The sequence below is a fragment of the Citrobacter sp. HN-141 genome (genome assembly GCF_033341895.1).
Classification (GTDB): Bacteria; Pseudomonadota; Gammaproteobacteria; order Enterobacterales; family Enterobacteriaceae; genus Citrobacter.
On record NZ_JAWPBF010000014.1, the window covers coordinates 77,294 to 100,430 of the forward strand.

At 52.9% G+C, this 23,137-nt stretch carries 22 protein-coding genes and 1 pseudogene; 6 read left to right on the forward strand and 17 right to left on the reverse strand.

All coding sequences use genetic code 11. From position 1 onward, the window contains the following. Positions 1 to 66 precede the first annotated feature (66 nt). The 3 genes from RYZ59_RS17280 to soxR all read right to left on the reverse strand — a co-directional run bounded on the left by RYZ59_RS17280 (position 67) and on the right by soxR (position 4,278). Positions 67 to 1,713, reverse strand: coding sequence for a Na+/H+ antiporter (locus RYZ59_RS17280; RefSeq protein WP_040229801.1), 1,647 nt, complete (start codon positions 1,711 to 1,713; stop codon positions 67 to 69). A gap of 157 nt (positions 1,714 to 1,870) precedes the next feature. Continuing rightward, positions 1,871 to 3,220 carry a guanine/hypoxanthine transporter GhxP gene (gene ghxP, locus RYZ59_RS17285; protein WP_137381172.1) on the reverse strand — a complete coding sequence of 450 codons (1,350 nt, stop codon included), beginning with the start codon at positions 3,218 to 3,220 and terminating at the stop codon, positions 1,871 to 1,873. Positions 3,221 to 3,819: 599 nt separating this feature from the next. Then, positions 3,820 to 4,278 carry a redox-sensitive transcriptional activator SoxR gene (soxR, locus tag RYZ59_RS17290; protein WP_003826630.1) on the reverse strand — a complete coding sequence of 153 codons (459 nt, stop codon included), beginning with the start codon at positions 4,276 to 4,278 and terminating at the stop codon, positions 3,820 to 3,822. Positions 4,279 to 4,364: 86 nt separating this feature from the next. Here soxR and soxS point away from each other — a divergent pair, with 86 nt between their 5' ends. Next, positions 4,365 to 4,688 (forward strand): superoxide response transcriptional regulator SoxS, encoded by a 324-nt coding sequence (soxS, locus tag RYZ59_RS17295; protein WP_005132611.1) that lies wholly within the window; start codon positions 4,365 to 4,367, stop codon positions 4,686 to 4,688. 2 nt (positions 4,689 to 4,690) lie between these two features. On the opposite strand, the gene RYZ59_RS17300 is transcribed toward soxS, so the two are convergent. Further along, positions 4,691 to 6,277 carry an EAL domain-containing protein gene (locus tag RYZ59_RS17300; RefSeq protein ID WP_137381173.1) on the reverse strand — a complete coding sequence of 529 codons (1,587 nt, stop codon included), beginning with the start codon at positions 6,275 to 6,277 and terminating at the stop codon, positions 4,691 to 4,693. A 551-nt stretch (positions 6,278 to 6,828) separates the two neighbouring features. On the opposite strand from RYZ59_RS17300, the gene RYZ59_RS17305 reads away from it, so the two are divergent. Further along, positions 6,829 to 7,110: a YjcB family protein gene (locus RYZ59_RS17305; protein ID WP_048213921.1), complete on the forward strand. Its 282-nt coding sequence runs from the start codon at positions 6,829 to 6,831 to the stop codon at positions 7,108 to 7,110. A 66-nt stretch (positions 7,111 to 7,176) separates the two neighbouring features. On the opposite strand, the gene ssb1 is transcribed toward RYZ59_RS17305, so the two are convergent. After that, complete coding sequence (ssb1, locus tag RYZ59_RS17310; RefSeq protein WP_003826621.1) at positions 7,177 to 7,701, reverse strand: single-stranded DNA-binding protein SSB1; 525 nt, start codon at positions 7,699 to 7,701, stop codon at positions 7,177 to 7,179. 251 nt (positions 7,702 to 7,952) lie between these two features. Between ssb1 and uvrA the strand changes: the two genes are divergently transcribed. Further along, positions 7,953 to 10,775 (forward strand): excinuclease ABC subunit UvrA, encoded by a 2,823-nt coding sequence (gene uvrA, locus RYZ59_RS17315; protein ID WP_137381174.1) that lies wholly within the window; start codon positions 7,953 to 7,955, stop codon positions 10,773 to 10,775. Between the two features lie 84 nt (positions 10,776 to 10,859). Here uvrA and RYZ59_RS17320 read toward each other — a convergent pair whose 3' ends face one another. Then, entirely contained in the window at positions 10,860 to 11,216 is a 357-nt protein-coding gene (locus RYZ59_RS17320) for an MmcQ/YjbR family DNA-binding protein (RefSeq protein WP_006688292.1), read from the reverse strand. A 127-nt stretch (positions 11,217 to 11,343) separates the two neighbouring features. Then, positions 11,344 to 12,057, reverse strand: coding sequence for an acid phosphatase AphA (gene aphA, locus RYZ59_RS17325; RefSeq protein WP_202037168.1), 714 nt, complete (start codon positions 12,055 to 12,057; stop codon positions 11,344 to 11,346). A gap of 121 nt (positions 12,058 to 12,178) precedes the next feature. Here aphA and RYZ59_RS24805 point away from each other — a divergent pair. Next, positions 12,179 to 12,297, forward strand: a pseudogene (locus RYZ59_RS24805) (hypothetical protein); the annotation flags it as partial. Here RYZ59_RS24805 and tyrB read toward each other — a convergent pair. The 3 genes from tyrB to dnaB all read right to left on the reverse strand — a co-directional run bounded on the left by tyrB (position 12,298) and on the right by dnaB (position 16,268). After that, on the reverse strand, positions 12,298 to 13,491 hold the full coding sequence (gene tyrB, locus RYZ59_RS17330) for an aromatic amino acid transaminase (RefSeq protein ID WP_137381177.1): 1,194 nt from the start codon (positions 13,489 to 13,491) through the stop codon (positions 12,298 to 12,300). Between the two features lie 136 nt (positions 13,492 to 13,627). Next, positions 13,628 to 14,707 (reverse strand): alanine racemase, encoded by a 1,080-nt coding sequence (alr, locus tag RYZ59_RS17335; RefSeq protein ID WP_318049738.1) that lies wholly within the window; start codon positions 14,705 to 14,707, stop codon positions 13,628 to 13,630. Positions 14,708 to 14,852: 145 nt separating this feature from the next. Next, positions 14,853 to 16,268, reverse strand: coding sequence for a replicative DNA helicase (dnaB, locus tag RYZ59_RS17340; protein WP_137381179.1), 1,416 nt, complete (start codon positions 16,266 to 16,268; stop codon positions 14,853 to 14,855). A gap of 61 nt (positions 16,269 to 16,329) precedes the next feature. Here dnaB and RYZ59_RS17345 point away from each other — a divergent pair, with 61 nt between their 5' ends. Next, entirely contained in the window at positions 16,330 to 17,313 is a 984-nt protein-coding gene (locus RYZ59_RS17345; RefSeq protein ID WP_318049741.1) for a quinone oxidoreductase, read from the forward strand. Between the two features lie 227 nt (positions 17,314 to 17,540). Here RYZ59_RS17345 and pspG read toward each other — a convergent pair whose 3' ends face one another. The 3 genes from pspG to RYZ59_RS17360 form a co-directional block, all read right to left on the reverse strand. Beyond that, entirely contained in the window at positions 17,541 to 17,783 is a 243-nt protein-coding gene (gene pspG / locus RYZ59_RS17350) for an envelope stress response protein PspG (protein WP_048213926.1), read from the reverse strand. A 133-nt stretch (positions 17,784 to 17,916) separates the two neighbouring features. After that, positions 17,917 to 18,915, reverse strand: a complete 999-nt coding sequence (dusA, locus tag RYZ59_RS17355; protein WP_318049744.1) for a tRNA dihydrouridine(20/20a) synthase DusA — start codon at positions 18,913 to 18,915, stop codon at positions 17,917 to 17,919. A gap of 106 nt (positions 18,916 to 19,021) precedes the next feature. Next, entirely contained in the window at positions 19,022 to 19,510 is a 489-nt protein-coding gene (locus RYZ59_RS17360) for a cupin domain-containing protein (protein ID WP_202037173.1), read from the reverse strand. A 115-nt stretch (positions 19,511 to 19,625) separates the two neighbouring features. Here RYZ59_RS17360 and zur point away from each other — a divergent pair, with 115 nt between their 5' ends. Further along, positions 19,626 to 20,144 carry a zinc uptake transcriptional repressor Zur gene (gene zur, locus RYZ59_RS17365; RefSeq protein WP_137381183.1) on the forward strand — a complete coding sequence of 173 codons (519 nt, stop codon included), beginning with the start codon at positions 19,626 to 19,628 and terminating at the stop codon, positions 20,142 to 20,144. 44 nt (positions 20,145 to 20,188) lie between these two features. Here zur and RYZ59_RS17370 read toward each other — a convergent pair whose 3' ends face one another. The 4 genes from RYZ59_RS17370 to RYZ59_RS17385 all read right to left on the reverse strand — a co-directional run bounded on the left by RYZ59_RS17370 (position 20,189) and on the right by RYZ59_RS17385 (position 23,062). Further along, positions 20,189 to 20,398: a CsbD family protein gene (locus RYZ59_RS17370; RefSeq protein WP_005132658.1), complete on the reverse strand. Its 210-nt coding sequence runs from the start codon at positions 20,396 to 20,398 to the stop codon at positions 20,189 to 20,191. A 136-nt stretch (positions 20,399 to 20,534) separates the two neighbouring features. Further along, a complete protein-coding gene (dinF, locus tag RYZ59_RS17375; RefSeq protein WP_202037174.1) occupies positions 20,535 to 21,854 on the reverse strand; it encodes an MATE family efflux transporter DinF in 1,320 nt (439 codons plus the stop codon). A 121-nt stretch (positions 21,855 to 21,975) separates the two neighbouring features. Continuing rightward, a complete protein-coding gene (lexA, locus tag RYZ59_RS17380; protein ID WP_103777801.1) occupies positions 21,976 to 22,584 on the reverse strand; it encodes a transcriptional repressor LexA in 609 nt (202 codons plus the stop codon). 109 nt (positions 22,585 to 22,693) lie between these two features. Next, on the reverse strand, positions 22,694 to 23,062 hold the full coding sequence (locus tag RYZ59_RS17385) for a diacylglycerol kinase (protein ID WP_005132664.1): 369 nt from the start codon (positions 23,060 to 23,062) through the stop codon (positions 22,694 to 22,696). Positions 23,063 to 23,137: the final 75 nt, after the last annotated feature.

The following is a 23,137-nucleotide window of genomic DNA, read 5'->3' on the forward strand; positions in this document are numbered from 1 at the left end:
TATCCGGCGTACATCGGTAGGCCGGTCTTGTAGGCCTGATAAGCGTAGCGCATCAGGCACAACCGTTTATTGATTTTCGATCAGCAACGCTTCCAGCAAGTCCAGATCGTGCAGCAGTTTTTGCAGCGTTTCATTACTGATTTCGCGCGTGGCGCGCAGGTGATAAAGCTCTGCTCGTTCTGAACGCAATGCCGCAAGGCGGAAACGTCGCTCGAGGTTCTCTTCCTGTAATGAGCTTTCCACATCGTTACGTCCATCAACGCGACGACGCAGGTTACCGATTACACGAGAGCTCACTTCGGTCAGCAGTTGATTATCAATATTCTCTTCGCTGTCCGCCGCCAGACGCTCTTCCATTTTCTGGATAGCGACAATCGCAACTTCCGCCGTCGCAGCGCGGGCTATCCGCTCTTCTTTCAGTTGCTGCGAGTGATCCGCCACTTCCAGGTGTTGCAGCAGAATCGGTAGCATCACCACACCGACAAACAGCGAGAACAGGATCACGCCCGCGGCAAGGAATACTAACTCGTAGCGCGCCGGGAAGCCGCTACCATCCGGCAACAGCAGCGGGATGGAGAGCACACCGGCAAGCGTAATCGCCCCGCGAACCCCCGCAAAGGAGGCGATCAGGATTTCACGCGTTGTCCAGGAGCCAAACTCCATCGGCTTTTTCTTCAGGAAGCGCAGACTGAATTTTTTCATCGTCCACAGCCAGCCAAAACGCACCAGCATCAGCGCCACATAAATCAGCACGATATCGGTAAACAGCATCCAGGTTTCAACGTTCGGATCGGCTTCTGCCGCCACCAGAGAAGACTCCAGAATCCCCGGTAATTGCAGCCCTAACAGCAGGAAGACCATGCCGTTAAAGACGAACTCCAGCATTGCCCAGGTGCTGTTAGCACGTAAGCGCATTGCCAATGGCGCACGACGCATTACGCCTGAACGGGTGATCGTCATCCCGGCGGCGACCGCCGCGAGTATCCCGGAAACACCGATGTGTTCGGCAATCAGATAAGAAGCAAACGGCAGCAGGAACAGCAGAACGATTTGCGTTGCCGGCTCATCACCGCCCCAGCGGCTAAGAAAGCGCAGGGAGCGTCCATACAACCAGCTGACGACAAAACCCGCCAGGATGCCGCCAATCGCGACCTTGAAGAACTCAACCGTCGCACCGCCGACGGTAAACACCATCGTCCCCATTGCCACGGCCACAGCAAATTTCAGCGAGACCAGGCCAGACGCATCGTTCATCAACGCTTCGCCCTGCAGGATACCCATGATTTTCTTCGGTATACGCCCCTCACCGACAATGCCAGAAAGGGCAACGGCATCGGTAGGCGACAGCACTGCCGCCAGCGCAAAAGCGGGGATCAGCGGAATCCCCGGGACCAGCCAATAAATCATAAAACCAATGCCGACCACCGTAACCAGTACGAGCGCCAGTGCCAGACCGAAGATCTCTCGTCCATGCTCCAGAAACTCCCGCGTTGGCGTCTTCCAGCCATCGGCAAACAGCAACGGCGGGATGAACAGAACCAAAAACAGTTCAGGGTCAAATTCCACATGCAAACCAAACGTCGGCCACGCCAGCAACGCGCCGATGGCGATCTGCATAAGGGGTAAAGGGAGTTGGAAGGGCAATACGCGAGTAAATACCCCCGACAACGAGACCACAAGGGTCATGATGAGTATGGTAAAAAAGATTTCCATGCGTTCCCTGTTTGCGATGTTTCTTATGATTAGTGATGAGAGGCGTCGTGCCTCAATTCTATCTACTCGAGAGTAACGCAAAAGACAACGAGTGTGTTCTGAAAATAAAAACGGGCGGCAAAAGCCACCCGTTTTCAGGATCAAGAGCATATCGGGATTAAATAGCCCAACCGCCTGCATAGAATGCAACCAGCGCCACGGCAATCACCACCGTTCCGATATTCAGTTTGCGCCATTCGCCGGACACAATACGGCCAATAACCAGAGTGGCAAAACCGATCATAATACCGGTAACGATATTACAGGTCAGCACGATAAAGACGGCGGTAATCAGGCCCGCCATCGCGTCGACGAAGTCGGTAAAATCGATTTTCGCCACATTGCTCAGCATCAGCAGACCAACATACATCAGCGCCGGCGCCGTTGCGTAAGCAGGAACAAGGTAAGAGAGCGGAGAAAGGAACAGGATCAGCAGGAACAGGACACCTACGGTGATCGCCGTCAGACCGGTTTTCCCCCCTGCCGCGGTACCCGCTGCAGATTCAATGTAAACCGCCGCCGGAGCTGCCCCTACCAGACCAGAGAACACGCTGCTCAGGGAGTCCGTCGTTAACGCTTTGCCGCCATCGATAATCTGACCGTCTTTATCCAGCAGATTCGCCTGACCCGCAACTGCGCGGATGGTTCCGGTCGCATCAAAGACCGCAGTCATAACCAGCGCCAGCACGCTCGGCAGAACGACTGGGTTCAGCGCCCCCATAATGTCCAGGCTGCCAATCAGAGAGTTACCTTCAGCATCACTCAGAGAAGGCATGGCGAAGATACCGGAAAAATGCACTGCGGGATCGAAAATCAGGCCAACGACGGAAATACCAATAATGGTCAGCAGGATGCCGCCCGGTACTTTCAGTTTTTCGAGGCCAATAATCACCGCCAGACCAATCAGCGACATAATGACCGGGAAGGTATCGAAATCACCCAGCGCAACCGGCAGGCCGTCCAGCGGGTTCTTAATGACCAGACCAACACCGTTTGCCGCAATCAGCAGCAGGAACAGGCCGATACCAATACCGGTACCATGCGCAACGCCCTGTGGCAGATTGCGCAGGATCCAGCTACGAATACCTGTCGCGGAAATGATGGTAAACAGAACACCCATCAGGAACACCGCGCCCAGCGCAACAGGCACGCTAATATGCTGCCCCAGCACCAGGCTGAATGCGGTAAACGCCGTCAACGAAATGGCGCAACCAATCGCCAGCGGCAGGTTTGCCCACAGGCCCATCACAATAGAGCCGACACCGGCTACCAGGCAGGTTGCCACAAATACAGCGGCTGGCGGGAAACCGGCTTTACCCAGCATGCCAGGAACCACGATAACAGAGTAGACCATCGCCAGAAACGTCGTTAATCCGGCAACGACTTCCTGTCGAACGGTACTGCCACGGTGCGAAATTTTAAACCAGGCGTCGAGTGAACCGCCGGTACGCGCTGAAGGCGTAGACATAGAAAACATCCCCTGAGAGTTTATTTTTCGTCATTATGCGTGCTGGACAATCCACTGCCTGCTTAACGTTTTCTCCCTGTGCCAGGTTTGCGTCAGTAGGGGTGTCGCAAAAAAGCAAACGTTTAGCTCCGCGCATAAAAAACGGGTGGTAAAAAAAAGCAAACGATTATCTAGCGATCATGTACCGGTTTTCAACTGAACTTTGCCGCTTTTTACTCATTTCTTCTTATAACGCACAAGAAATAGCCAGTCGATGCGCAAACGTTATCGTCAATGCGCAATCTGGCAACAAATTTCGCGCAGTTATTACAACCCCGGCGGTAATCTTTCACGTTCACTCGCGCAAAAAAATGGATGAAGATGCGGAAAATTTTTCGGCTAAAAAACCGTCAATTGACTGGCAAATAGACCGGGGTGGCATACACTTACCTTATCAACACAAGCCGGAACCTCCCCTAATGTGCTCGACTGAGGGGTGTTGATGTCGGGGGAAACCCTCCCGTGAACCAGCGGGATAGAGTGAAAGACAAAGACCGGAACCAAACTAAAGCGCCCTCTGTGGCGCTTTAGTTTTATACCCGTCACATATTTCAAACCCATCAATCATCTTCCAGCAGGCGCGCCCCGGTCCCCTGCTCGCCAAGCTGGTCGCCTGGGTTACGCAACGGGCAATCACTACGCGACAAACAGCCGCAGCCAATGCATCCATCCAGTTCATCACGCAACGCCACCAGGGTATGAATACGCCGGTCCAGTTCTTCACGCCATTGCGACGAGAGCTGTTTCCACTCTTTGGCGCTGAGCGAATGTCCTTCGGGTAATACCCCTAGCGCGTCGCCAATCGTCGCCAACGGTATACCGATACGCTGGGCAATCTTGATAATCGCGACATAACGCAACACATCACGTTTATATCGACGCTGATTGCCGCTGTTGCGCATGCTGCTGATTAACCCTTTGCTTTCATAGAAGTGCAGAGTTGATACCGCGACACCGCTACGTTTTGCGACTTCACCTGGCGTGAGCAGCGCTTTTATCCGGGGTAATTTCTTTTCCATAAATCGCTTTACCTCAAGTTAACTTGAGGAATTATACTCGCCCACAGACAAAACGACGAATCGAATACTGAGAAAGAGGCAGCCCTATGTCCCATCAGCAGATAATTCAGACCCTTATTGAATGGATTGATGAACATATCGATCAACCGCTGAACATTGAGGCGGTGGCGAAAAAATCAGGTTACTCGAAGTGGTATTTGCAGAGGATGTTCCGCACGGTGATGCGTCAGACGTTGGGTGACTATATCCGCCAGCGCCGACTTTTGTTAGCCGCCGTGGAACTACGGACGACCGAACGACCTATTTTCGATATCGCAATGGATCTCGGCTATGTGTCGCAACAAACGTTCTCACGCGTGTTCCGCCGCGAGTTTGATCGTACTCCCAGCGACTACCGTCATCGCCTGTAAGATTATTGCCCGCTCTGCGTCAGTATGGCGGGCGAGCGCTGTAGCCAGTGCATAAACTCCTGCGGCGGTAACGCTTTCGCAAAATACCATCCCTGACAATACTGAACGCCACGTTCGAGCAGCCATTCAATTTGATCTGCCGTTTCCACCCCTTCAGCAATTGTCTTCAGATGTAAGCTTTGCGCCATCTCGATGATATGTTCGGCAATCAGGTGGCTGGTACTGTTGGTCGCCAGCGTACTAATAAAAGATTTATCAATCTTCAGGATATCCACGTTCAGCGCCGCCAGATTGTGCAGATTGGAATATCCCGTCCCAAAATCATCAAATGCCACTTCATAACCTGCCTGACGGAATGCCTGGATTACCGGAGTCATTTTATGCACATCAATAAATCCACGCTCCGTCACTTCGACTTTAATTTGCTGGGCAGCCACTGAGTAATCACGCGCTTTCTCGGCGAGCAGGGCAATCAGTCGGGATGAATGGAAATCAGAAGCTGAGAGGTTAATTGAGATATAAATCTGGGGATGCGCAGAAAGAAAATACCCTAAATCATTGAACACTTCTTCGACCACATAATCCGTGATCCTTTCAATCATGCCTTCTTTTTCAGCCAGCGGAATAAATTCCGTCGGGCTCATGACCTCACCTTTGCAACCAGGCCAACGCATCAGCGCCTCGGCCCCCACACATTGACCATTCTTGATATCGATGATCGGCTGGTAATGCAGGCGTAGCTGGCGTTTTTCCAGAGCACGTCTTAACAAGCGACGAGGGGAATGGTACTGCTGGCGCGTGCGCCACCACATCAACAGCATCAGAATGCTGCAGATCACCCCAAAGGGGATCGTGAGTGCGGCTTCGTGATAAAAATTTTGATGGACGCGATCGTGGGTAGTCGAAACAATAATCGCGATTGGCCGCTTCTCAGAACGAACGATGGTATAGAACCGATCGTCCAGTTGGAAGGTAGAGGTTTTACCGCGCACCAGCGGCAGAAATTGCTTAACATGCGCCTGATTGCTGGCAGAGAAGAAAGTATCCGTTATCGTGTCATAGACGCCCCACAATAGGCCAGGATCATCTGACATGACTTCGCTGTAAGATAATGGGTTAATGACAGCGACGTAGTTTCCTCTTTGCATATACGTCATGTTGTAGCCAGAGAAGAAAGGCGTATCGCGATAGTAATAGATCGAAACGTCCGGCGTACGTTTATAGTCAGCGGTTGGCATAATATAGGGAACTGACGGCGCCATCGACGTGGAGCACAAAAAATGATCAGCTTGTGCATAAATTAGCTCGCTGATATATAAACGCCCGCGAATAATATTCAGCATGCTTTTCTGATGGGCAGGGGTACACATCTTGCCCTGATACAGTTGAGCCATATCACGCGCTAAATCGGCTTGCTGGATCACCAGTTCCGTTTTATTTAACACCAGTTGAGCAAAAGAGCGGAGTTGAGTGCGGGTTTCGGACATCGCCCGGATATGAGCAAACCATAGCGCCAGCACCACGGGGAGCAATACCACCGTGAGCGTGCCGAGGAGCTTCAGCATCTTGCTATGCGCACTGAGATTCATGTCAGCCCTATTTCCCTGTTTCGTATATGCCAGTACCCATCAAGGCAGGATGCTATAAACACCAGCTGGTTAAGTTGCATGAATCTATCAACATTATCAACAGACGTCTCTATGTAAAAGTCTGATAATAGTGGATGATGATATTATTTTCCCGTAAGGCAAACTTAAAGTTACGCTTATTTTGCAACATCATTATCAAGAAGGAGTAATGTTTTACACGCGTTATACTGACGGCACGTATAAAATACATTAACTTTTTTAACGATTAATTTCGGATAAAGAAAACAAGCAACATGAATGCATCTTACATAACGCATAATTAATTATTCGTTTATGAATCAAGATAACCATACAATTGCCATGGATAAAGGCCGGCAAAAATAACGTCAGATACTGGTGAACAAACGAGCAATTGTGATATAGTTCACAGAAACAATGTAACAGAAACATTGTTTCATTCATGTTATTGCCCGTCGATAGCCAGAGTACCACACCCTCTGTGAACCACCCCGCGCTGTCCTGGGCATCAAGACTTTCTGAGGACGTTTTTCATGGCAACAATAACAACTGGCGTGGTTCTTCTGCGGTGGCAATTGCTCAGCGCAGTACTGATGTTTTTAGCCAGTACGCTCAATATTCGTTTTCGTAAATCGGATTATGTTGGACTGGCCGTTATCAGTAGTGGTTTAGGGCTTGTTTTTGCCTGTTGGTTTGCAACCGGATTACTCGGTATCACCCTGGTAGATGTATCCACTATCTGGAATAACATCGAATCCGTGATGCTCGACGTGATGAGCCATACTCCGCCAGACTGGCCGATGGTGTTGAACTGATAGCAGAAAGGAATGGGGTTACCCCGACACTGGGGCAACCCTGGTTAACGAAATAAAGCAGAGGGATTAGAACGGAATATCGTCGTCGAAGTCCATCGGCGGTTCGTTAGACGGTGCTGCCGGAGCGGATTGCTGCGGGCGAGACTGTGCGCCACCGCTAAACTGGTTGCCGCCCTGTGGCTGCTGAGGCTGACCCCAACCACCCTGCTGCTGACCACCACCTGCCGGCGCGCCGCCGCCCTGACGACCACCCAGCATTTGCATGGTGCCGCCAACGTTAACCACGACTTCAGTGGTGTATTTTTCTACGCCGGATTGATCGGTCCATTTGCGAGTACGCAGCTGGCCTTCAATATAGACCTGAGAACCTTTACGCAGATATTCGCTGGCCACTTCCGCCAGTTTGCCGAACAGCACAACACGGTGCCACTCAGTCTGCTCTTTCATTTCGCCGGTCGCTTTATCACGCCAGGATTCGGAAGTAGCCAGCGTAATGTTGGCAACTGCGCCACCATTCGGCATATAGCGTACTTCCGGGTCCTGGCCCAGATTACCGACGAGAATCACCTTGTTTACGCCTCTGCTGGCCATGATCGTGTCTCCTGAAAAACGTTACTGAATAAGTGTAAGCGCGGGATTGTAGCATTTCCAATAGCGCTTTTACTACGTTGCGAAGTTGATTCCAGTAAACAACCTCAGCCAGACATTGTTGCACAGGCGCCTGTGTTTTGCATTCCAATACTGTATATCCATTCAGGTTAGGTTGTGTCATAATTAACCGTTTGTGATCGCCGGTAGCACCATGCAGCCAGGCAAAAAAGCGTTTAATCCGGGAAAGATGAATGGATAAGATCGAAGTTCGGGGCGCCCGCACCCATAATCTCAAAAACATCAACCTCGTCATCCCGCGCGACAAGCTGATTGTCGTCACCGGGCTTTCGGGCTCAGGCAAATCTTCGCTCGCTTTCGACACCTTGTATGCCGAAGGGCAGCGTCGTTACGTTGAATCCCTTTCCGCGTACGCACGTCAGTTTCTGTCGCTGATGGAAAAACCGGACGTCGACCACATTGAGGGGCTTTCTCCCGCCATCTCAATCGAGCAAAAATCGACGTCGCATAACCCGCGATCCACGGTTGGGACCATTACCGAAATTCACGATTATCTGCGCCTGCTGTATGCCCGCGTTGGCGAGCCACGCTGCCCGGATCACGACGTGCCACTGGCGGCGCAAACGGTCAGCCAGATGGTAGATAACGTCCTGTCACAACCGGAAGGCAAGCGCCTGATGCTGTTGGCGCCGGTCATTAAAGAACGTAAAGGTGAGCACACCAAAACGCTGGAAAACCTGGCAGGCCAGGGCTATATCCGCGCGCGTATTGATGGTGAAGTGTGCGACCTTTCCGATCCGCCTAAGCTTGAGCTGCAAAAGAAACACACTATCGAAGTGGTGATTGACCGCTTCAAGGTACGTGACGATCTCACCCAGCGACTGGCCGAATCGTTTGAGACCGCGCTGGAGCTTTCCGGTGGCACGGCGGTGGTCGCTGATATGGATGACCCGAAAGCGGAAGAGCTGCTGTTCTCCGCCAACTTCGCCTGCCCTATTTGTGGCTATAGCATGCGTGAGCTGGAGCCACGGTTGTTCTCGTTCAACAACCCGGCTGGCGCGTGTCCAACCTGCGATGGTCTTGGCGTGCAGCAATATTTCGACCCTGACCGCGTGATCCAAAACCCGGAACTGTCGCTGGCAGGCGGTGCGATTCGCGGCTGGGATCGCCGTAACTTCTATTACTTCCAGATGCTTAAGTCTCTGGCTGAGCACTATCAATTCGATGTAGAAGCCCCGTGGGCCAGCCTGAATCCTGCGGTTCACAAAGTGGTGCTATACGGTTCCGGCAAAGAGAATATCGAATTCAAATACATGAACGATCGCGGCGATACGTCCGTACGTCGCCACCCGTTTGAAGGTGTATTGCACAATATGGAACGTCGCTATAAAGAGACGGAATCCAGTGCAGTCCGCGAAGAGTTAGCCAAGTTTATCAGCAACAGACCGTGCGCCAGCTGTGATGGAACCCGTCTACGCCGGGAAGCGCGTCACGTGTTTGTCGAGAATACGCCATTGCCTGCGATTTCCGACATGAGCATCGGCCATGCAATGGACTTCTTCAACAACCTGAAACTTGCCGGTCAACGGGCGAAGATTGCTGAGAAAATCCTCAAAGAGATCGGCGACCGCCTTAAGTTCCTGGTCAACGTCGGCCTGAACTACCTGACGCTGTCCCGTTCAGCAGAAACGCTCTCCGGTGGCGAAGCACAACGTATTCGTCTGGCAAGCCAGATTGGCGCCGGTCTGGTCGGCGTGATGTACGTGCTGGATGAACCGTCAATCGGTTTGCATCAACGCGATAACGAACGTCTGCTCGGGACGCTTATCCATCTGCGCAATCTGGGTAACACCGTGATTGTGGTTGAGCACGATGAGGATGCCATTCGCGCCGCCGACCACGTTATCGACATTGGCCCAGGTGCAGGTGTTCACGGTGGCCAGGTTGTGGCCGAAGGGACGCTGGAAGACATCATGGCCGTACCGGAATCGTTAACCGGCCAGTACATGAGCGGTAAGCGTAAGATTGAAGTGCCAAAACAACGTGTTGCGGCTGACCCGGAAAAAGTGCTGAAGCTGACCGGCGCACGCGGCAACAACCTGAAAGATGTCACTCTGACGCTGCCGGTAGGTCTGTTTACCTGTATTACCGGCGTGTCCGGTTCGGGTAAATCGACGCTGATTAACGACACCTTGTTCCCGATTGCCCAAACCCAGCTTAACGGCGCCACGCTGGCAGAGCCCGCGCCATACCGGGATATCCAGGGGCTGGAACATTTCGACAAAGTGATCGACATTGACCAAAGCCCGATTGGCCGTACACCGCGCTCTAACCCGGCAACCTACACCGGCGTGTTTACGCCAGTGCGCGAACTGTTTGCCGGCGTACCGGAGTCACGTGCACGCGGTTACACGCCGGGGCGTTTCAGCTTTAACGTCCGCGGCGGACGCTGTGAAGCCTGTCAGGGCGACGGCGTGATCAAAGTCGAAATGCACTTCCTGCCGGATATCTACGTGCCGTGCGATCAGTGCAAAGGCAAGCGCTATAACCGCGAAACGCTGGAAATTAAGTACAAAGGCAAGACCATCCACGAAGTGCTGGATATGACGATTGAAGAAGCACGCGAGTTCTTCGATGCCGTTCCGGCGCTGGCGCGTAAGCTGCAAACGCTGATGGACGTTGGCTTGACGTACATTCGACTGGGCCAGTCTGCGACCACGCTTTCTGGCGGTGAAGCCCAGCGCGTGAAGCTGGCGCGTGAGCTGTCAAAACGCGGCACCGGACAAACGCTGTATATTCTTGATGAGCCCACAACCGGGCTACATTTTGCCGATATTCAGCAACTGCTTGACGTGCTGCATCAGCTCCGGGATCAGGGCAACACCATCGTGGTGATTGAGCACAATCTGGACGTGATTAAAACAGCCGACTGGATTGTCGACCTCGGTCCGGAAGGCGGCAGCGGCGGCGGGGAAATTCTCGTCTCCGGCACACCAGAAACGGTTGCTGAGTGTGAAGCCTCACACACGGCCCGCTTCCTCAAACCGCTGCTGTAATAGCGCCGCACTTATCAGGCCTACAGTATAGGAATCAAGCTTGTAGGCCGGATAAGGCGCTTGCGCCGCATCCGGCGAAGCGGATCAGGGCTGCGCCAGTATCCGGCGTTTATCTTCCGGCAGCGTGTTCACCGCCTGCTGATAAGAGGCATCGACCAGATAATAAATTTGCGAATCCGGCAACGAGCCGTCCAGATACACCGTACTCCAGTGGGCTTTGTTCAGATGCCGGCTTGGCCGGACATCACTATGCTGCTGACGTAACAACTCCGCCAGTTCGGGGCTGGTTTTCAGAGAGACCGCCGGGCGCTCTTCCACCTCTTTTACCATGGCAAAGAGCACATCTTCGACTTTGATTTGTGTGGCTTTCCAGTCACTGTGCACGCTCTGCTCCGCGCCTGTTTTCGCCATGCAGTATTGCAGCAACTCCGAATTCGTCATTTTTATTCCCCTTACCAGCAAATCGCCTAATGAGAACATCATTTATTCAGTGTGCAGCAAGTCCGCAAAAGGTAAAAGCCGGCAACGTAAATTTGTTTAAAAAATCATCAATCCGCATTCAGTGACCTCAGTACTCTGAGTTTACGATCACCTCTTCGCCAAACCCTCCGGCCTGTGGCAGCGGCTTATAGGTAGAGTTAGAGGCGCGCAGAATACGAATCCCGCGGATACCGACATCGCGGGCGGCGGTGATGTCATTATCGGAGTCGCCGTAGAACATGCGGATATTTTTTTCCTGCAACCACTGCGTTTTAGTGTTCTGCCCTGGCTTGTCACCAGCAAAAATAACCGGGTTCATATTTGCAGACGGGATGTGGAAGTTATCAGCCAGCGTTTTAGAGACCGTTTCGGTCTTCGTCGGGCTGCGTCCGGTCACGAAAAAGATACTGTCTCCACGACGCACGTGCATATCAATCAGCTGGCGCGCCACTTCTTTCGGAATGCTGAATTCATCCCAACCGTTGTTCATTTTCTCCCAAAAGGCTGGATTTTTCAGGTAATCCTCGCTGTCCGGGGAGTACGTTTTTTTACCGCGCCAGAAGCCTGGGCTGGAAAAGAGAACGGTATCATCGATATCAAAGCCAACGGCCATCGGCGGACGTCCGGTCAGGCTATTTTCAATTTGTGCCACGGAGACCCAGTGAATGGGAGCCTGCTCAGCAAGTTTTGCAACGTTAGTCCCTGGGTTGAGCTGAGAAGGAGAAGAAACTAAAGCCTGGGCTGGCTGATTCAACGTGAACAATAAACAAACGGCACTCAGTGCCAACGTAAACTTGCGCATATTTTTCCCTAAGTAGTCAGTTAGTTATGATTTTTTATTTAACAACTGGTCAAAAAACTATCTGACCTTACCCCCTGGGGGAAGGGAAAGGAAGGATTTTCTCTGGTTTTGTTACAGAAAAAGAGGACGATCACACAGGAAAACGTGCCTGATGGCGTTGCGCTTATCAGGCCTACAAATGAAAAATCCATATGCCTTTGTAGGCCGGATAAGGCATTTACGCCGCCATCCGGCACCTAATTACATGACTGCGGCAAATGCCTTCGCCACACGCTGAACGTTAGCGTGGTTCAACCCGGCGACGCACATACGTCCGCTGGCAATCAGGTATACACCGAACTCATCACGCAGACGATCAACCTGGGCTGCGCTAAGCCCGGTATAGCTGAACATTCCACGCTGTTGCAGCAGGTAGTCGAAATTACGGCCCGGAATCTCAGCGTTCAGCACGTTGACCAGTTCCTGACGCATCGCCAGAATGCGGGTACGCATTACCTCAACTTCCGCCAGCCAGCTGGCTTTCAGCTCTTCATCACCCAGTACCGCGGCAACGACCTGTGCACCAAAGTTTGGCGGGCTGGAGTAGTTACGACGAACCGTCGCTTTTAGCTGCCCCAGAACACGACTGGCGGCATCTGCGTCTTCACACACCACAGAAAGCCCGCCAACACGTTCGCCATACAACGAGAAAATCTTCGAGAATGAGTTGCTGACCAGAGCAGGCAATCCGGCGCTGGCAATGGCGCGGATGGCGTACGCATCATCTTCCATTCCGCCACCAAAACCCTGGTAGGCAATGTCGAGGAACGGGATCAGGTCGCGCGCTTTCAGGATCTCAATAACCGCATCCCACTGCGCGGGAGTTAAATCCGCACCCGTCGGGTTATGGCAGCACGGATGCAGCAGCACAATGCTACGCGCCGGTAAGGTACTCAATGTTGCCAGCAGATCGTTGAAACGGACGCCATTAGTCGCGTCGTCATACCATGGGTAAGTACTTACTTCGAAACCCGCCCCTTCAAAAATCGCGATATGGTTTTCCCACGTCGGATCGCTGACCCATACGCCAGAATCAGGGAAGTAACGTTTCAGGAAGTCCGCTCCCACTTTTAACGCACCAGACCCCCCCAGCGTCTGAATCGTTGCCACGCGCTGTTGCTGGAGTACCGGATGCTGCGCCCCAAACAGGAGCGGCGCAATGGTATGGCGATACGTGTTCAGGCCTTCCATCGGCAGATACAGCGAAGCGCCATGCGGCTTCGCATTGAGACGAGCTTCCGCTTCTGCAACGGCTTTAAGCTGAGGAATAATCCCATCTTCGTTGTAATACAGACCAATGCTGAGGTTCACTTTGTCGCTACGTGAATCCTCTTTAAAGCGCTCCATGAGCGATAAAATCGGGTCGCCAGCGTAGGCGTCAACTTTTTGAAACACGTGTGGTTCTCCAGGTTTACAGGCAGTGGGATAAGAACACAATAAACCGGAAGCGGAAGAAGATCGAGAGGATGTTGCAGTCGGTGAGAATATTGCCGGATGGCGGCGGTCACGCCTGATCCGGCATATCAGGTAATTAATCGATATATTTCATCGCCACCCTTGAGGTCAGGCGCGTAATAAGTTCGTAAGCACTTACTTTCGTCATTTCAGCAATGCGTTCAACGGGCAGGCCCTCGCCCCACAGAATCACCGAATCGCCGGCTTTATCCCGCGCTTCGGGGCCTAAATCGACGCAGATCATATCCATCGCAACGCGACCGACGATCGGCACTTCACGACCATTGACCAGTACCGGCGTCCCCGAAGGCGCTGCGCGCGGATAACCATCGCCATAGCCCATCGCTACCACGCCAAGACGCGTGTCGCGCTCGCTCAGCCAGGTTCCACCATAGCCAACCGGCTCGCCCGCCTTGTGCTCACGCACCGCAATCAGGCTTGAGGTCAGCGACATCACCGGCTGGCAGCCAAAATCAGCGCCGATGGAGTGATTTTCCAGCGGCGATACGCCGTACAGAATCAGCCCCGGCCGCGCCCAGTCGAAGTGAGACTGCGGCCACAGCAGAATACCACCCGATGCGGCAATCGAACGCTGCCCCGGTTTGCCTTCACAAAAACTGTTGAAGATATCGAGTTGTTTTTCGGTCGCGCCACACTCAGGCTCGTCCGCGCGAGCAAAGTGGCTGACGATATTGACCGGCTGGCGCACGTTTTCACACTGCGTTAAGCGCTGATAAAACGCCTCAGCCTGTTCCGGACGTACACCCAGGCGGTGCATGCCCGTGTCGAGCTTCATCCAGACAGTGACAGGTTCAGCCAGCTCGGCCGCTTCCAGAGCATCGAGCTGCTCCTGGTTATGTACGGCAGTATGCAGACGCTGCGCGGAGATGGTCGGCAAATCGGAAGCATCAAAAAAACCTTCCAGCAGCAGGATAGGTTGCGTGATCCCACCCGCGCGTAGCCGCAGAGCTTCTTCAAGACGAGCGACACCAAAAGCATCCGCATCCGGGAGCGTTCGCGCGGTCTCTAACAGACCATGGCCGTAAGCGTTCGCTTTCACGACCGCAACCAGTTTACTGGCAGGTGCCAGTTCACGCAGACGTTGCAGGTTGTGTCGCAGAGCGCGGCGGTTAATGACAACAGTTGCCGCTTGCATTTTAATTCCTTAATAAAAGAATCGCCTAAATCATTCGTGTTGCAGAAAGGCGACAAGCCCGAGAATCCCCGGCAGCTTAGTAAACTAAGTGACCGGAGTGAACAGGCGTAGTCAACGCATCTGCAGCATGAAGGATGACGGAGATTTATTCGTCGTCGTATTGTGGGCCCGCATAATTGTCGAATCGCGACCACTGTCCGTTAAACGTCAGACGTACCGTACCGATTGGGCCGTTACGTTGCTTACCAATAATGATTTCCGCGATCCCTTTCAGATCGCTGTTTTCGTGATAAACCTCATCACGATAGATAAACATGATTAAGTCGGCATCCTGCTCGATGGAGCCTGATTCACGTAAATCTGAGTTGACCGGACGCTTGTCAGCACGTTGTTCCAGAGAGCGGTTAAGCTGTGACAGCGCCACCACCGGCACATGCAGTTCTTTCGCTAACGCTTTCAGCGAGCGGGAAATTTCGGCAATTTCCAGCGTACGGTTATCGGAGAGCGACGGTACACGCATCAGCTGCAGGTAGTCGATCATGATAAGTCCGATACCGCCGTGTTCACGGGCGATACGGCGCGCGCGCGAACGCACTTCCGTTGGCGTCAGACCGGAGGAGTCATCAATATAGATGTTTCGTTTCTCCAGCAAAATACCCATTGTTCCGGAAATCCGCGCCCAGTCTTCATCATCCAGTTGACCGGTACGGATTTTGGTCTGGTCTACGCGTGAGAGCGAGGCCAAAGAACGCATCATGATCTGTTCTGAGGGCATTTCAAGACTGAAGATAAGAACCGGTTTATCCTGCAACATCGCCGCATTTTCGACGAGGTTCATTGCAAATGTCGTTTTACCCATTGACGGACGTGCCGCGACAATAATCAAGTCCGACGGCTGTAGACCCGCGGTCTTTTTGTTGAGGTCGTCATAACCGGTATTCACCCCGGTGACGCCGTCGTGCGGCTGCTGGAACAGCTGTTCAATACGCGCGACGGTGGCGTCGAGCACATCGGTAATATTTTTCGGGCCTTCGTCTTTATTGGCACGGCTTTCGGCGATTTTAAAGACGCGGGATTCCGCAAGATCCAGCAGGTCTTCACTGGAGCGCCCTTGCGGATCGAAACCCGCTTCCGCAATTTCATGGGCCACCGAAATCATGTCACGAACAACGGCGCGTTCACGGACGATATCAGCATAGGCGCTAATGTTCGCCGCACTTGGCGTATTTTTGGATAGCTCAGCCAGGTAAGCAAAACCGCCAACGCTGTCCAGTTGTCCCTGAACTTCCAGCGACTCTGCCAGGGTAATCAGGTCGATAGGTTTACCCATCTCCTGCAGGCGATGCATTTCGGTGAAAATATGCCGATGCGGGCGGGTGTAAAAATCCTCCGCCACCACGCGCTCGGCGACATCGTCCCAGCGTTCGTTATCCAGCATTAAACCGCCCAACACCGACTGTTCCGCTTCAATCGAGTGCGGCGGTACTTTCAGCCCGGCGACCTGCAGATCGCGCTCACGAGCATCAGTCTGTTGTTTGTTGAAGGGTTTATTTCCTGCCATAGTGAATGGAGTTACCGAGATAATGATTGGGTCGAAAGATTACCACATTTCTGGAGGAAGCATGGCAACACGTATTGAATTTCACAAGCACGGCGGCCCTGATGTACTGAAGGCTGTGGAGTTTACGCCCGTTGACCCGGCGGAACATGAAATCCAGGTCGAGAACAAAGCGATTGGCATCAACTACATCGACACCTACATCCGCAGTGGACTTTATCCGCCTCCCTCGTTACCCAGTGGTCTGGGCACAGAGGCCGCAGGCGTGGTCAGCAAAGTCGGCAGCAAAGTGACGCACATTAAAGCCGGCGATCGTGTGGTGTATGCCCAGTCAACACTTGGCGCGTACAGCTCAGTGCACAACGTGCCAGCCGATAAAGCCGCCATTCTGCCTAATGCCATCTCTTTTGAGCAGGCAGCGGCCTCATTTCTGAAAGGCTTAACGGTTTTTTATCTGTTACGTAAAACCTATGAAATCCAGCCCGACGAGCCCTTCTTGTTCCATGCAGCAGCGGGTGGCGTTGGGCTGATTGCCTGCCAGTGGGCAAAAGCGCTGGGAGCGAAGCTGATTGGTACTGTCGGCAATGCGCAGAAGGCGCAAATAGCGCAGCAGGCCGGTGCATGGCAAGTGATTAACTACCGTGAAGAAAGTATCGTCGAACGGGTTAAGGAAATCACCGGTGGTAAAAAAGTACGGGTGGTATACGACTCGGTGGGGAAAGATACCTGGGAAGCCTCACTGGATTGCCTGCAACGCCGGGGATTGATGGTCAGCTTTGGCAACGCCTCCGGGCCGGTAACCGGCGTTAACTTAGGGATTCTGAATCAGAAAGGCTCGCTGTATGTCACGCGCCCTTCTCTGCAGGGTTACATCACCAACCGCCACGAATTAACCGAAGCCAGCAATGAGCTTTTCTCATTGATTGCCAGTGGGGTGATTAAAGTGGATGTCGCGCCTGGTCAGACATTCGCGCTGCACGACGCGCAGCGTGCTCATGAAGTGCTGGAAAGCCGGGCCACGCAAGGATCGAGTTTGCTGATCCCGTGAGACTTCCCTCTTAAATAATTCAAGCAGCCAACACACCTGCGGTTTGAATTATGACGGGGAAAGAAAGAATTAGGGCTTCCCGCAGGAAGCCCTTTCTTTTTTAGTTCGGCTGTATGTAGGGTACAGCTCGATGAATTCGTTAACCACGCAATAGTGACAGATTTGATAATCAATTCCTATTTGGTTCTAAAGGCAATGTTGCAGGTTGTGACGTACCGCTCAATACCTTAGTAAAAGCGGCGGTTATTGCGCTGATACTGTGGGACTTTTGGCGCTTTTATCGCCTTAATCACCCACACCACGGCGACGGCCAGTAGCAGCCAGGGAAGCAGTTTAATCATCAACGCAAACATCCCACCGAGGAACATCACTGCCGTCGCCACCATCAGCGCGGCGAGGATGCCCAACAGTGATATGCCAGTGACCATCAGCATGATAAAAAAGCCAATCACAAAAAGTAGTTCCAGCATGACGCTCTCCCGAAATGAAATTCTCTCCATTGCATTACAAGAAACATGCCAAAATTAATGCCTTGATTTATAACGAAAACGCCCCGCGATAAAACGCAGGGCGTGGTGAAATTGACTAACTTTTGGTGAGAACTTAACGCTTATCTGCGACCAGTTTCAGCGCATGTTCCAGAACGTTAATATCGGCCCCGGCTTTATGCGCATTTTCACTCAGATAACGACGCCACTGGCGTGCGCCTGGAATTCCCTGGAACAACCCGAGCATATGGCGGGTCACATGCCCCAGATACGTCCCCTGACTCAGCTCCCGCTCAATATAGGGATACATGGCGCGCACCACGGCAACCGGATCGGCATCGTCGGTGGTCGCAGCAAAAATTTCACGGTCGACCGATGCCAGAATACCCGGGTTTTGATAGGCTTCCCGACCTACCATTACGCCGTCCATATATTGCAGATGCATTTTTGCTTCTTCCAGTGATTTAATTCCACCGTTTATCGACATCGTCAGGTGCGGGAAATCACGCTTCAACTGATAAACACGGTCATAATCCAGCGGCGGGATCTCACGGTTTTCTTTCGGGCTTAGCCCGGACAGCCAGGCCTTACGGGCGTGGATGATAAACATCTCACACTCACCTTTACCGGAAACCGTATTGATGAAGTCACACAGGAATGCGTAGCTGTCCTGATCATCGATACCGATACGCGTTTTGACCGTCACCGGAATCGACACCACATCGCGCATCGCCTTCACGCAATCGGCGACCAGTTGCGCATTCCCCATCAGGCAAGCGCCAAACATCCCGTTTTGTACGCGATCGGAAGGGCAGCCGACGTTGAGGTTAATCTCGTCATAGCCTCGTGCTTCAGCGAGCTTTGCGCACTGCGCCAGCGCGGCCGGATCGCTCCCACCTAGCTGAAGTGCAACCGGATGTTCTTCTTCGCTATATGCCAGGTAATCGCCTTTGCCATGAATAATTGCCCCGGTGGTCACCATCTCCGTATAGAGCAAGGTCTGGCGGGACAACAGGCGCAAAAAGTAGCGGCAGTGTCTGTCCGTCCAGTCGAGCATCGGCGCGATAGAAAAACGATGAGCGGGAAAAGCGGTAGACTGAGATTCAGGCAGCATGGCGAATATTCAAGCATCCGGTTAAAAAAGGGGCGCTACTATAGCATAGACCGTTGCGATAGTGAGCCACATCATCGTGGATAGCGCCCTTCGTCCGCGTGGATCGTCATTTCCGCCCAGGTTTTCCGTCGTGTGGACCAAAAAACTGTGGAGGATGGTCAACCCAGCGATCCTCACGCGTGACCGCATAGACCGGATTGAGCGGATAGTAGATGCGGTTATGCTTCTTGTTCGCCTCACCGACGACCAGCAGCCGCACCTCGTCACTGGTGTTGTTGATAAAAGTGTGGCACACGCCGGTTCCTGCCGGAAAACCGACGCTATCGCCGGGTTCCAGCTTCCATAAGTAACCATTTATCCAGGCTTCCGGGTAGCCTTCCAGCACGTAGATGAACTCTTCTTCATCGCTTTCTGCGTGTGGATAAGAAGTACGACGCCCCGGCGGCAGGCGTTCGTGATGAATACCTAGTCGCCCTAACCCCAACCTGCGGGCCAGCGGCGCGCCAATAGAAAAAAGCTCATCGCTGCCTGGATAGGTGGCGTCATCAGGCCCCTCAACTTCACGCCAGTGGCGAATACAATCGGGTCTTTTCATGTTAATTTTCCAGTGTTGCGATGCGTCAGGTATAGCACACAGCGGTGGATCTCGGCGTTTTAAGCAGAACATGATAAAGTAAGGGATTAACCTTCCACACAAATCGAGGCGCCAAATGGACAAAACCACCACGCAGGAGTTATTGGCTCAAGCTGAAAAACTCTGTGTGCAACGTAACGTGCGACTAACGCCACAACGCCTCGAAGTGCTGCGCCTGATGAGCCTGCAGGAAGGTGCGATCAGCGCCTATGATCTGCTTGATCTGCTGCGGGAAACCGAGCCGCAGGCCAAACCTCCTACCGTGTATCGTGCGCTCGATTTTCTGCTTGAACAAGGTTTTGTGCACAAAGTGGAGTCCACCAACAGCTATGTGCTCTGTCATCTGTTCGATCAGCCAACCCATAGCTCGGCAATGTTTATTTGTGACCGCTGTGGCGTGGTAAAAGAGGAGTGTGCGGAAGGTGTGGAAGATATTATGCATACGCTGGCAGCTAAAATGGGATTTGCTCTGCGCCATAACGTAATTGAAGCCCACGGCCTGTGTCCGGCGTGTGTGGAAGTGGAATCATGCCGCCATCCAGGCGATTGTCAGCATGACCATACCATTCAGGTGAAGAAGAAAGTCGGGCGGTAAATAAAAGAGCGTACGTCCTTGTACTCTCAGGAGGGAGGGGTTAATTACCAGCGGTAATCGTTGCGTTTTTCCCAATCTTTAACTTCTTTCTCCGCCTGATCTTTCGCGTACCCGTATCGTTCCTGGACTTTACCTACCAGCTGGTCGCGTTTACCTTCAATGACCGTCATATCATCATCGGTCAGTTTGCCCCATTGCTCTTTCACTTTACCTTTGAACTGTTTCCAGTTACCGCTGACTTCGTCTTTATTCATCATCAAGTCCTCATCGTTAGGTTGTGAATAGCGAGAGTGCTGCGCCCGGATACATGCTGTTTTTGCTGGGCGTGATAATAAGTGTAGTCAGGGATTCTGGGTTTTATTTACTATTCAGAATTTTTAACCATAGGCATCAGGCAAACCAGGTGCCATTACGCCAGTGACGTCGCCAGATGAAGGCCAGTGAAAGCCCGCGCAGCGCGAGAAAAACGGTTAACGCCAGCCACAAGCCGTGGTTTCCAAGCCACGGTAAAGCCAGTAGCGTTAACGCAAAACCAGCAGCCGCAACGGCCATGCTGTTACGCATTTCCGCGGCACGCGTTGCGCCAATAAACATCCCGTCGAGCAGATAACACCAGACGCCCACCAGCGGTAAAATCACCTGCCAGATGAGATAGCGATCGGCCAGCAGTTGGATTTGCGGCAGCGAGGTCAGCAGCGCCACAATCTGCTCGCCGAACAGGGCATAGACCAGGGAAAACAGGATCGCCACGATACCCGACTGTCGGCAAGCTGCCCGCCAGACATCCAGCAACTGGCTACCATCGCGTGCCCCATAGGCCTGGCCAGAGTGCGCTTCTACAGCATAGGCAAATCCGTCCAGCGCGTAGGCGGTGAACGTCAGCAAGGTCATCAGAACGGCATTAACCGCAATGATATCGCCCCCCAGACGCGCGCCCAGCACCGTGATAGCGCCAAAACAGAGTTGCAGCAGCAGCGAGCGCAGCATGATGTCGCGGTTAAGCGCCAGTAAACGGCGGAAGTTGCCACGCCACGCCTGCTTCAGCATTGCCAGCGAAATTCCGCGCATATGCAGGACTTTACGTACCATCATCAGGCCGATCAGCAAAGTGGCATATTCGGCAATCACCGTCGCCAGTGCCGCGCCCTGCACGTTCATATGCAGGCCCATCACCAGCCACAAATCGAGCACGATGTTAAGCACATTGCCGACAATCAGCAGGATCACCGGCGCACGTGCATACTGGACGCCAAGCAGCCAGCCAAGCAGCACCAGATTGGCCAGTGAGGCGGGTGCGCTAAGCCAGCGGATTTCCAGGAACCTTCGGGCCTGCTCCAGCACCGCTTCGCTACCTCCCACGATATGCAACGCCAGGCTGATAATCGGTGCGCGAAACAGTGCAATAAGCAATCCGGCACCCAACGCCAGCATCAGCGGCTGAACCAGCGCGCGCGCCAGTGCCTGCGGATTTTTCGCGCCGAACGCCTGGGCCGTCAGACCGGTGGTACTCATGCGTAAAAACAGCAACAGCATAAAGAGAAAACTGGTCGCTGTTGCGCCAACAGCAACGCCACCAAGGTAGACCGGGCTATCCAGATGACCAATCACCGCCGTATCCACCAGTCCAAGCAGCGGAACAGTGATGTTGGAGAAAATCATCGGTAAGGCAAGGTGCCAAAGTGCTTTATCAGAAGAGGTAAAGAAAGGCATGGAAAGGAGCCTGAAAAGAAATTAACGCGTTTTTGTAGGCCCGATAGACGTAGCGTCATCGGGTAATTTGCCGGAGAGCGGCGTAAACGCCCTTTCCGGCCTACAGGAAATCAGCAGATCATTACAGCCATTCACCGTTACGAATCACGCCGACAGCCAACCCTTCAATAGTGAAGCTTTGCTCACGCAGATCAACAATAATTGGCTTAAACTCGCTGTTTTCTGGCAGAAGTTCAACCTTGTTGCCCTGCTTTTTCAGGCGCTTAACCGTAACTTCATCATCAATGCGGGCAACAACGACCTGGCCGTTACGTACGTCCTGCGTTTTATGCACAGCCAGTAAATCGCCATCCATAATCCCGATATCTTTCATCGACATACCACTGACGCGCAGCAGAAAATCGGCGTTCGGTTTGAACAGTGATGGGTCAACCTGGTAGTGGCCTTCGATGTGCTGCTGTGCCAGAAGTGGCTCACCGGCCGCGACACGACCAACAAGTGGTAAACCTTCCTCTTCTTCCTGCAGCAGGCGAATACCACGTGATGCGCCAGAAACGATTTCCAGCACACCTTTCCGCGCCAGCGCTTTCAGGTGTTCTTCAGCCGCGTTTGGGGAACGGAACCCCAAACGCTGCGCGATCTCCGCACGCGTCGGTGGCATACCTGTCTGGCTGATGTGATCCCTAATGAGATCAAACACCTCTTGCTGCCTGGCCGTTAACGCTTTCATTCCGCCCCCTGGGTGTATATACAGTTATGCTGTGAGTATATACAGCTAAAGGCGAATTTGGAACCGCAAACTGCACAAAAAACAGGAGATTTATGAAGTTGTGGAATCTTTATCGCAAATGCGACCACAACAGGATGCCCCAGGTGATCAGAGCGACAAAAATAGACAGCAATACTGCAGCCGATCCCATATCTTTCGCCCGGCCAGAAAGCTCGTGGTACTCAGAACCAATTCGGTCGACGACCGCCTCAATGGCGCTATTCAGAATTTCAACGATCATCACCAGCATCACCGAACCAATCAGCAGTACGCGGGTAATCGCGTCCACGTCCAGCCAGCAGGCAATTGCCACCCCCAACAGTACGGCAACGCTTTCCTGACGGAATGCCGCCTCATTGATCCATGCGGCGCGGAAACCTTGCCAGGAATAGCCTGCTGCTTTGATAATCCGAGTGAATCCAGTGGTATTATTGGCCATCAAAAGAACCTTTTTACATTATTAGCGTGAGTATTATTGTCTCATTACCCTGTTTGTTTCAGGGCATAAGCAAAG

Excerpts from the sequence above, each read along its gene's own strand:
- zur (WP_137381183.1), top strand. The coding sequence starts at position 19,626 with ATGGACAAAACCACCACGCAGGAGTTATTGGCTCAAGCTGAAAAACTC.
- ghxP (WP_137381172.1), bottom strand. The coding sequence starts at position 3,220 with ATGTCTACGCCTTCAGCGCGTACCGGCGGTTCACTCGACGCCTGGTTT.
- RYZ59_RS17300 (WP_137381173.1), bottom strand. The coding sequence starts at position 6,277 with ATGAATCTCAGTGCGCATAGCAAGATGCTGAAGCTCCTCGGCACGCTC.
- RYZ59_RS17370 (WP_005132658.1), bottom strand. The coding sequence starts at position 20,398 with ATGAATAAAGACGAAGTCAGCGGTAACTGGAAACAGTTCAAAGGTAAA.
- RYZ59_RS17385 (WP_005132664.1), bottom strand. The coding sequence starts at position 23,062 with ATGGCCAATAATACCACTGGATTCACTCGGATTATCAAAGCAGCAGGC.
- alr (WP_318049738.1), bottom strand. The coding sequence starts at position 14,707 with ATGCAAGCGGCAACTGTTGTCATTAACCGCCGCGCTCTGCGACACAAC.
- aphA (WP_202037168.1), bottom strand. The coding sequence starts at position 12,057 with ATGCGCAAGTTTACGTTGGCACTGAGTGCCGTTTGTTTATTGTTCACG.
- uvrA (WP_137381174.1), top strand. The coding sequence starts at position 7,953 with ATGGATAAGATCGAAGTTCGGGGCGCCCGCACCCATAATCTCAAAAAC.
- ssb1 (WP_003826621.1), bottom strand. The coding sequence starts at position 7,701 with ATGGCCAGCAGAGGCGTAAACAAGGTGATTCTCGTCGGTAATCTGGGC.
- dinF (WP_202037174.1), bottom strand. The coding sequence starts at position 21,854 with ATGCCTTTCTTTACCTCTTCTGATAAAGCACTTTGGCACCTTGCCTTA.
- RYZ59_RS17360 (WP_202037173.1), bottom strand. The coding sequence starts at position 19,510 with ATGAAAAGACCCGATTGTATTCGCCACTGGCGTGAAGTTGAGGGGCCT.
- RYZ59_RS17345 (WP_318049741.1), top strand. The coding sequence starts at position 16,330 with ATGGCAACACGTATTGAATTTCACAAGCACGGCGGCCCTGATGTACTG.
- pspG (WP_048213926.1), bottom strand. The coding sequence starts at position 17,783 with ATGCTGGAACTACTTTTTGTGATTGGCTTTTTTATCATGCTGATGGTC.
- dnaB (WP_137381179.1), bottom strand. The coding sequence starts at position 16,268 with ATGGCAGGAAATAAACCCTTCAACAAACAACAGACTGATGCTCGTGAG.
- RYZ59_RS17305 (WP_048213921.1), top strand. The coding sequence starts at position 6,829 with ATGGCAACAATAACAACTGGCGTGGTTCTTCTGCGGTGGCAATTGCTC.
- soxR (WP_003826630.1), bottom strand. The coding sequence starts at position 4,278 with ATGGAAAAGAAATTACCCCGGATAAAAGCGCTGCTCACGCCAGGTGAA.
- soxS (WP_005132611.1), top strand. The coding sequence starts at position 4,365 with ATGTCCCATCAGCAGATAATTCAGACCCTTATTGAATGGATTGATGAA.
- lexA (WP_103777801.1), bottom strand. The coding sequence starts at position 22,584 with ATGAAAGCGTTAACGGCCAGGCAGCAAGAGGTGTTTGATCTCATTAGG.
- RYZ59_RS17320 (WP_006688292.1), bottom strand. The coding sequence starts at position 11,216 with ATGACGAATTCGGAGTTGCTGCAATACTGCATGGCGAAAACAGGCGCG.
- dusA (WP_318049744.1), bottom strand. The coding sequence starts at position 18,915 with ATGCTGCCTGAATCTCAGTCTACCGCTTTTCCCGCTCATCGTTTTTCT.
- RYZ59_RS17280 (WP_040229801.1), bottom strand. The coding sequence starts at position 1,713 with ATGGAAATCTTTTTTACCATACTCATCATGACCCTTGTGGTCTCGTTG.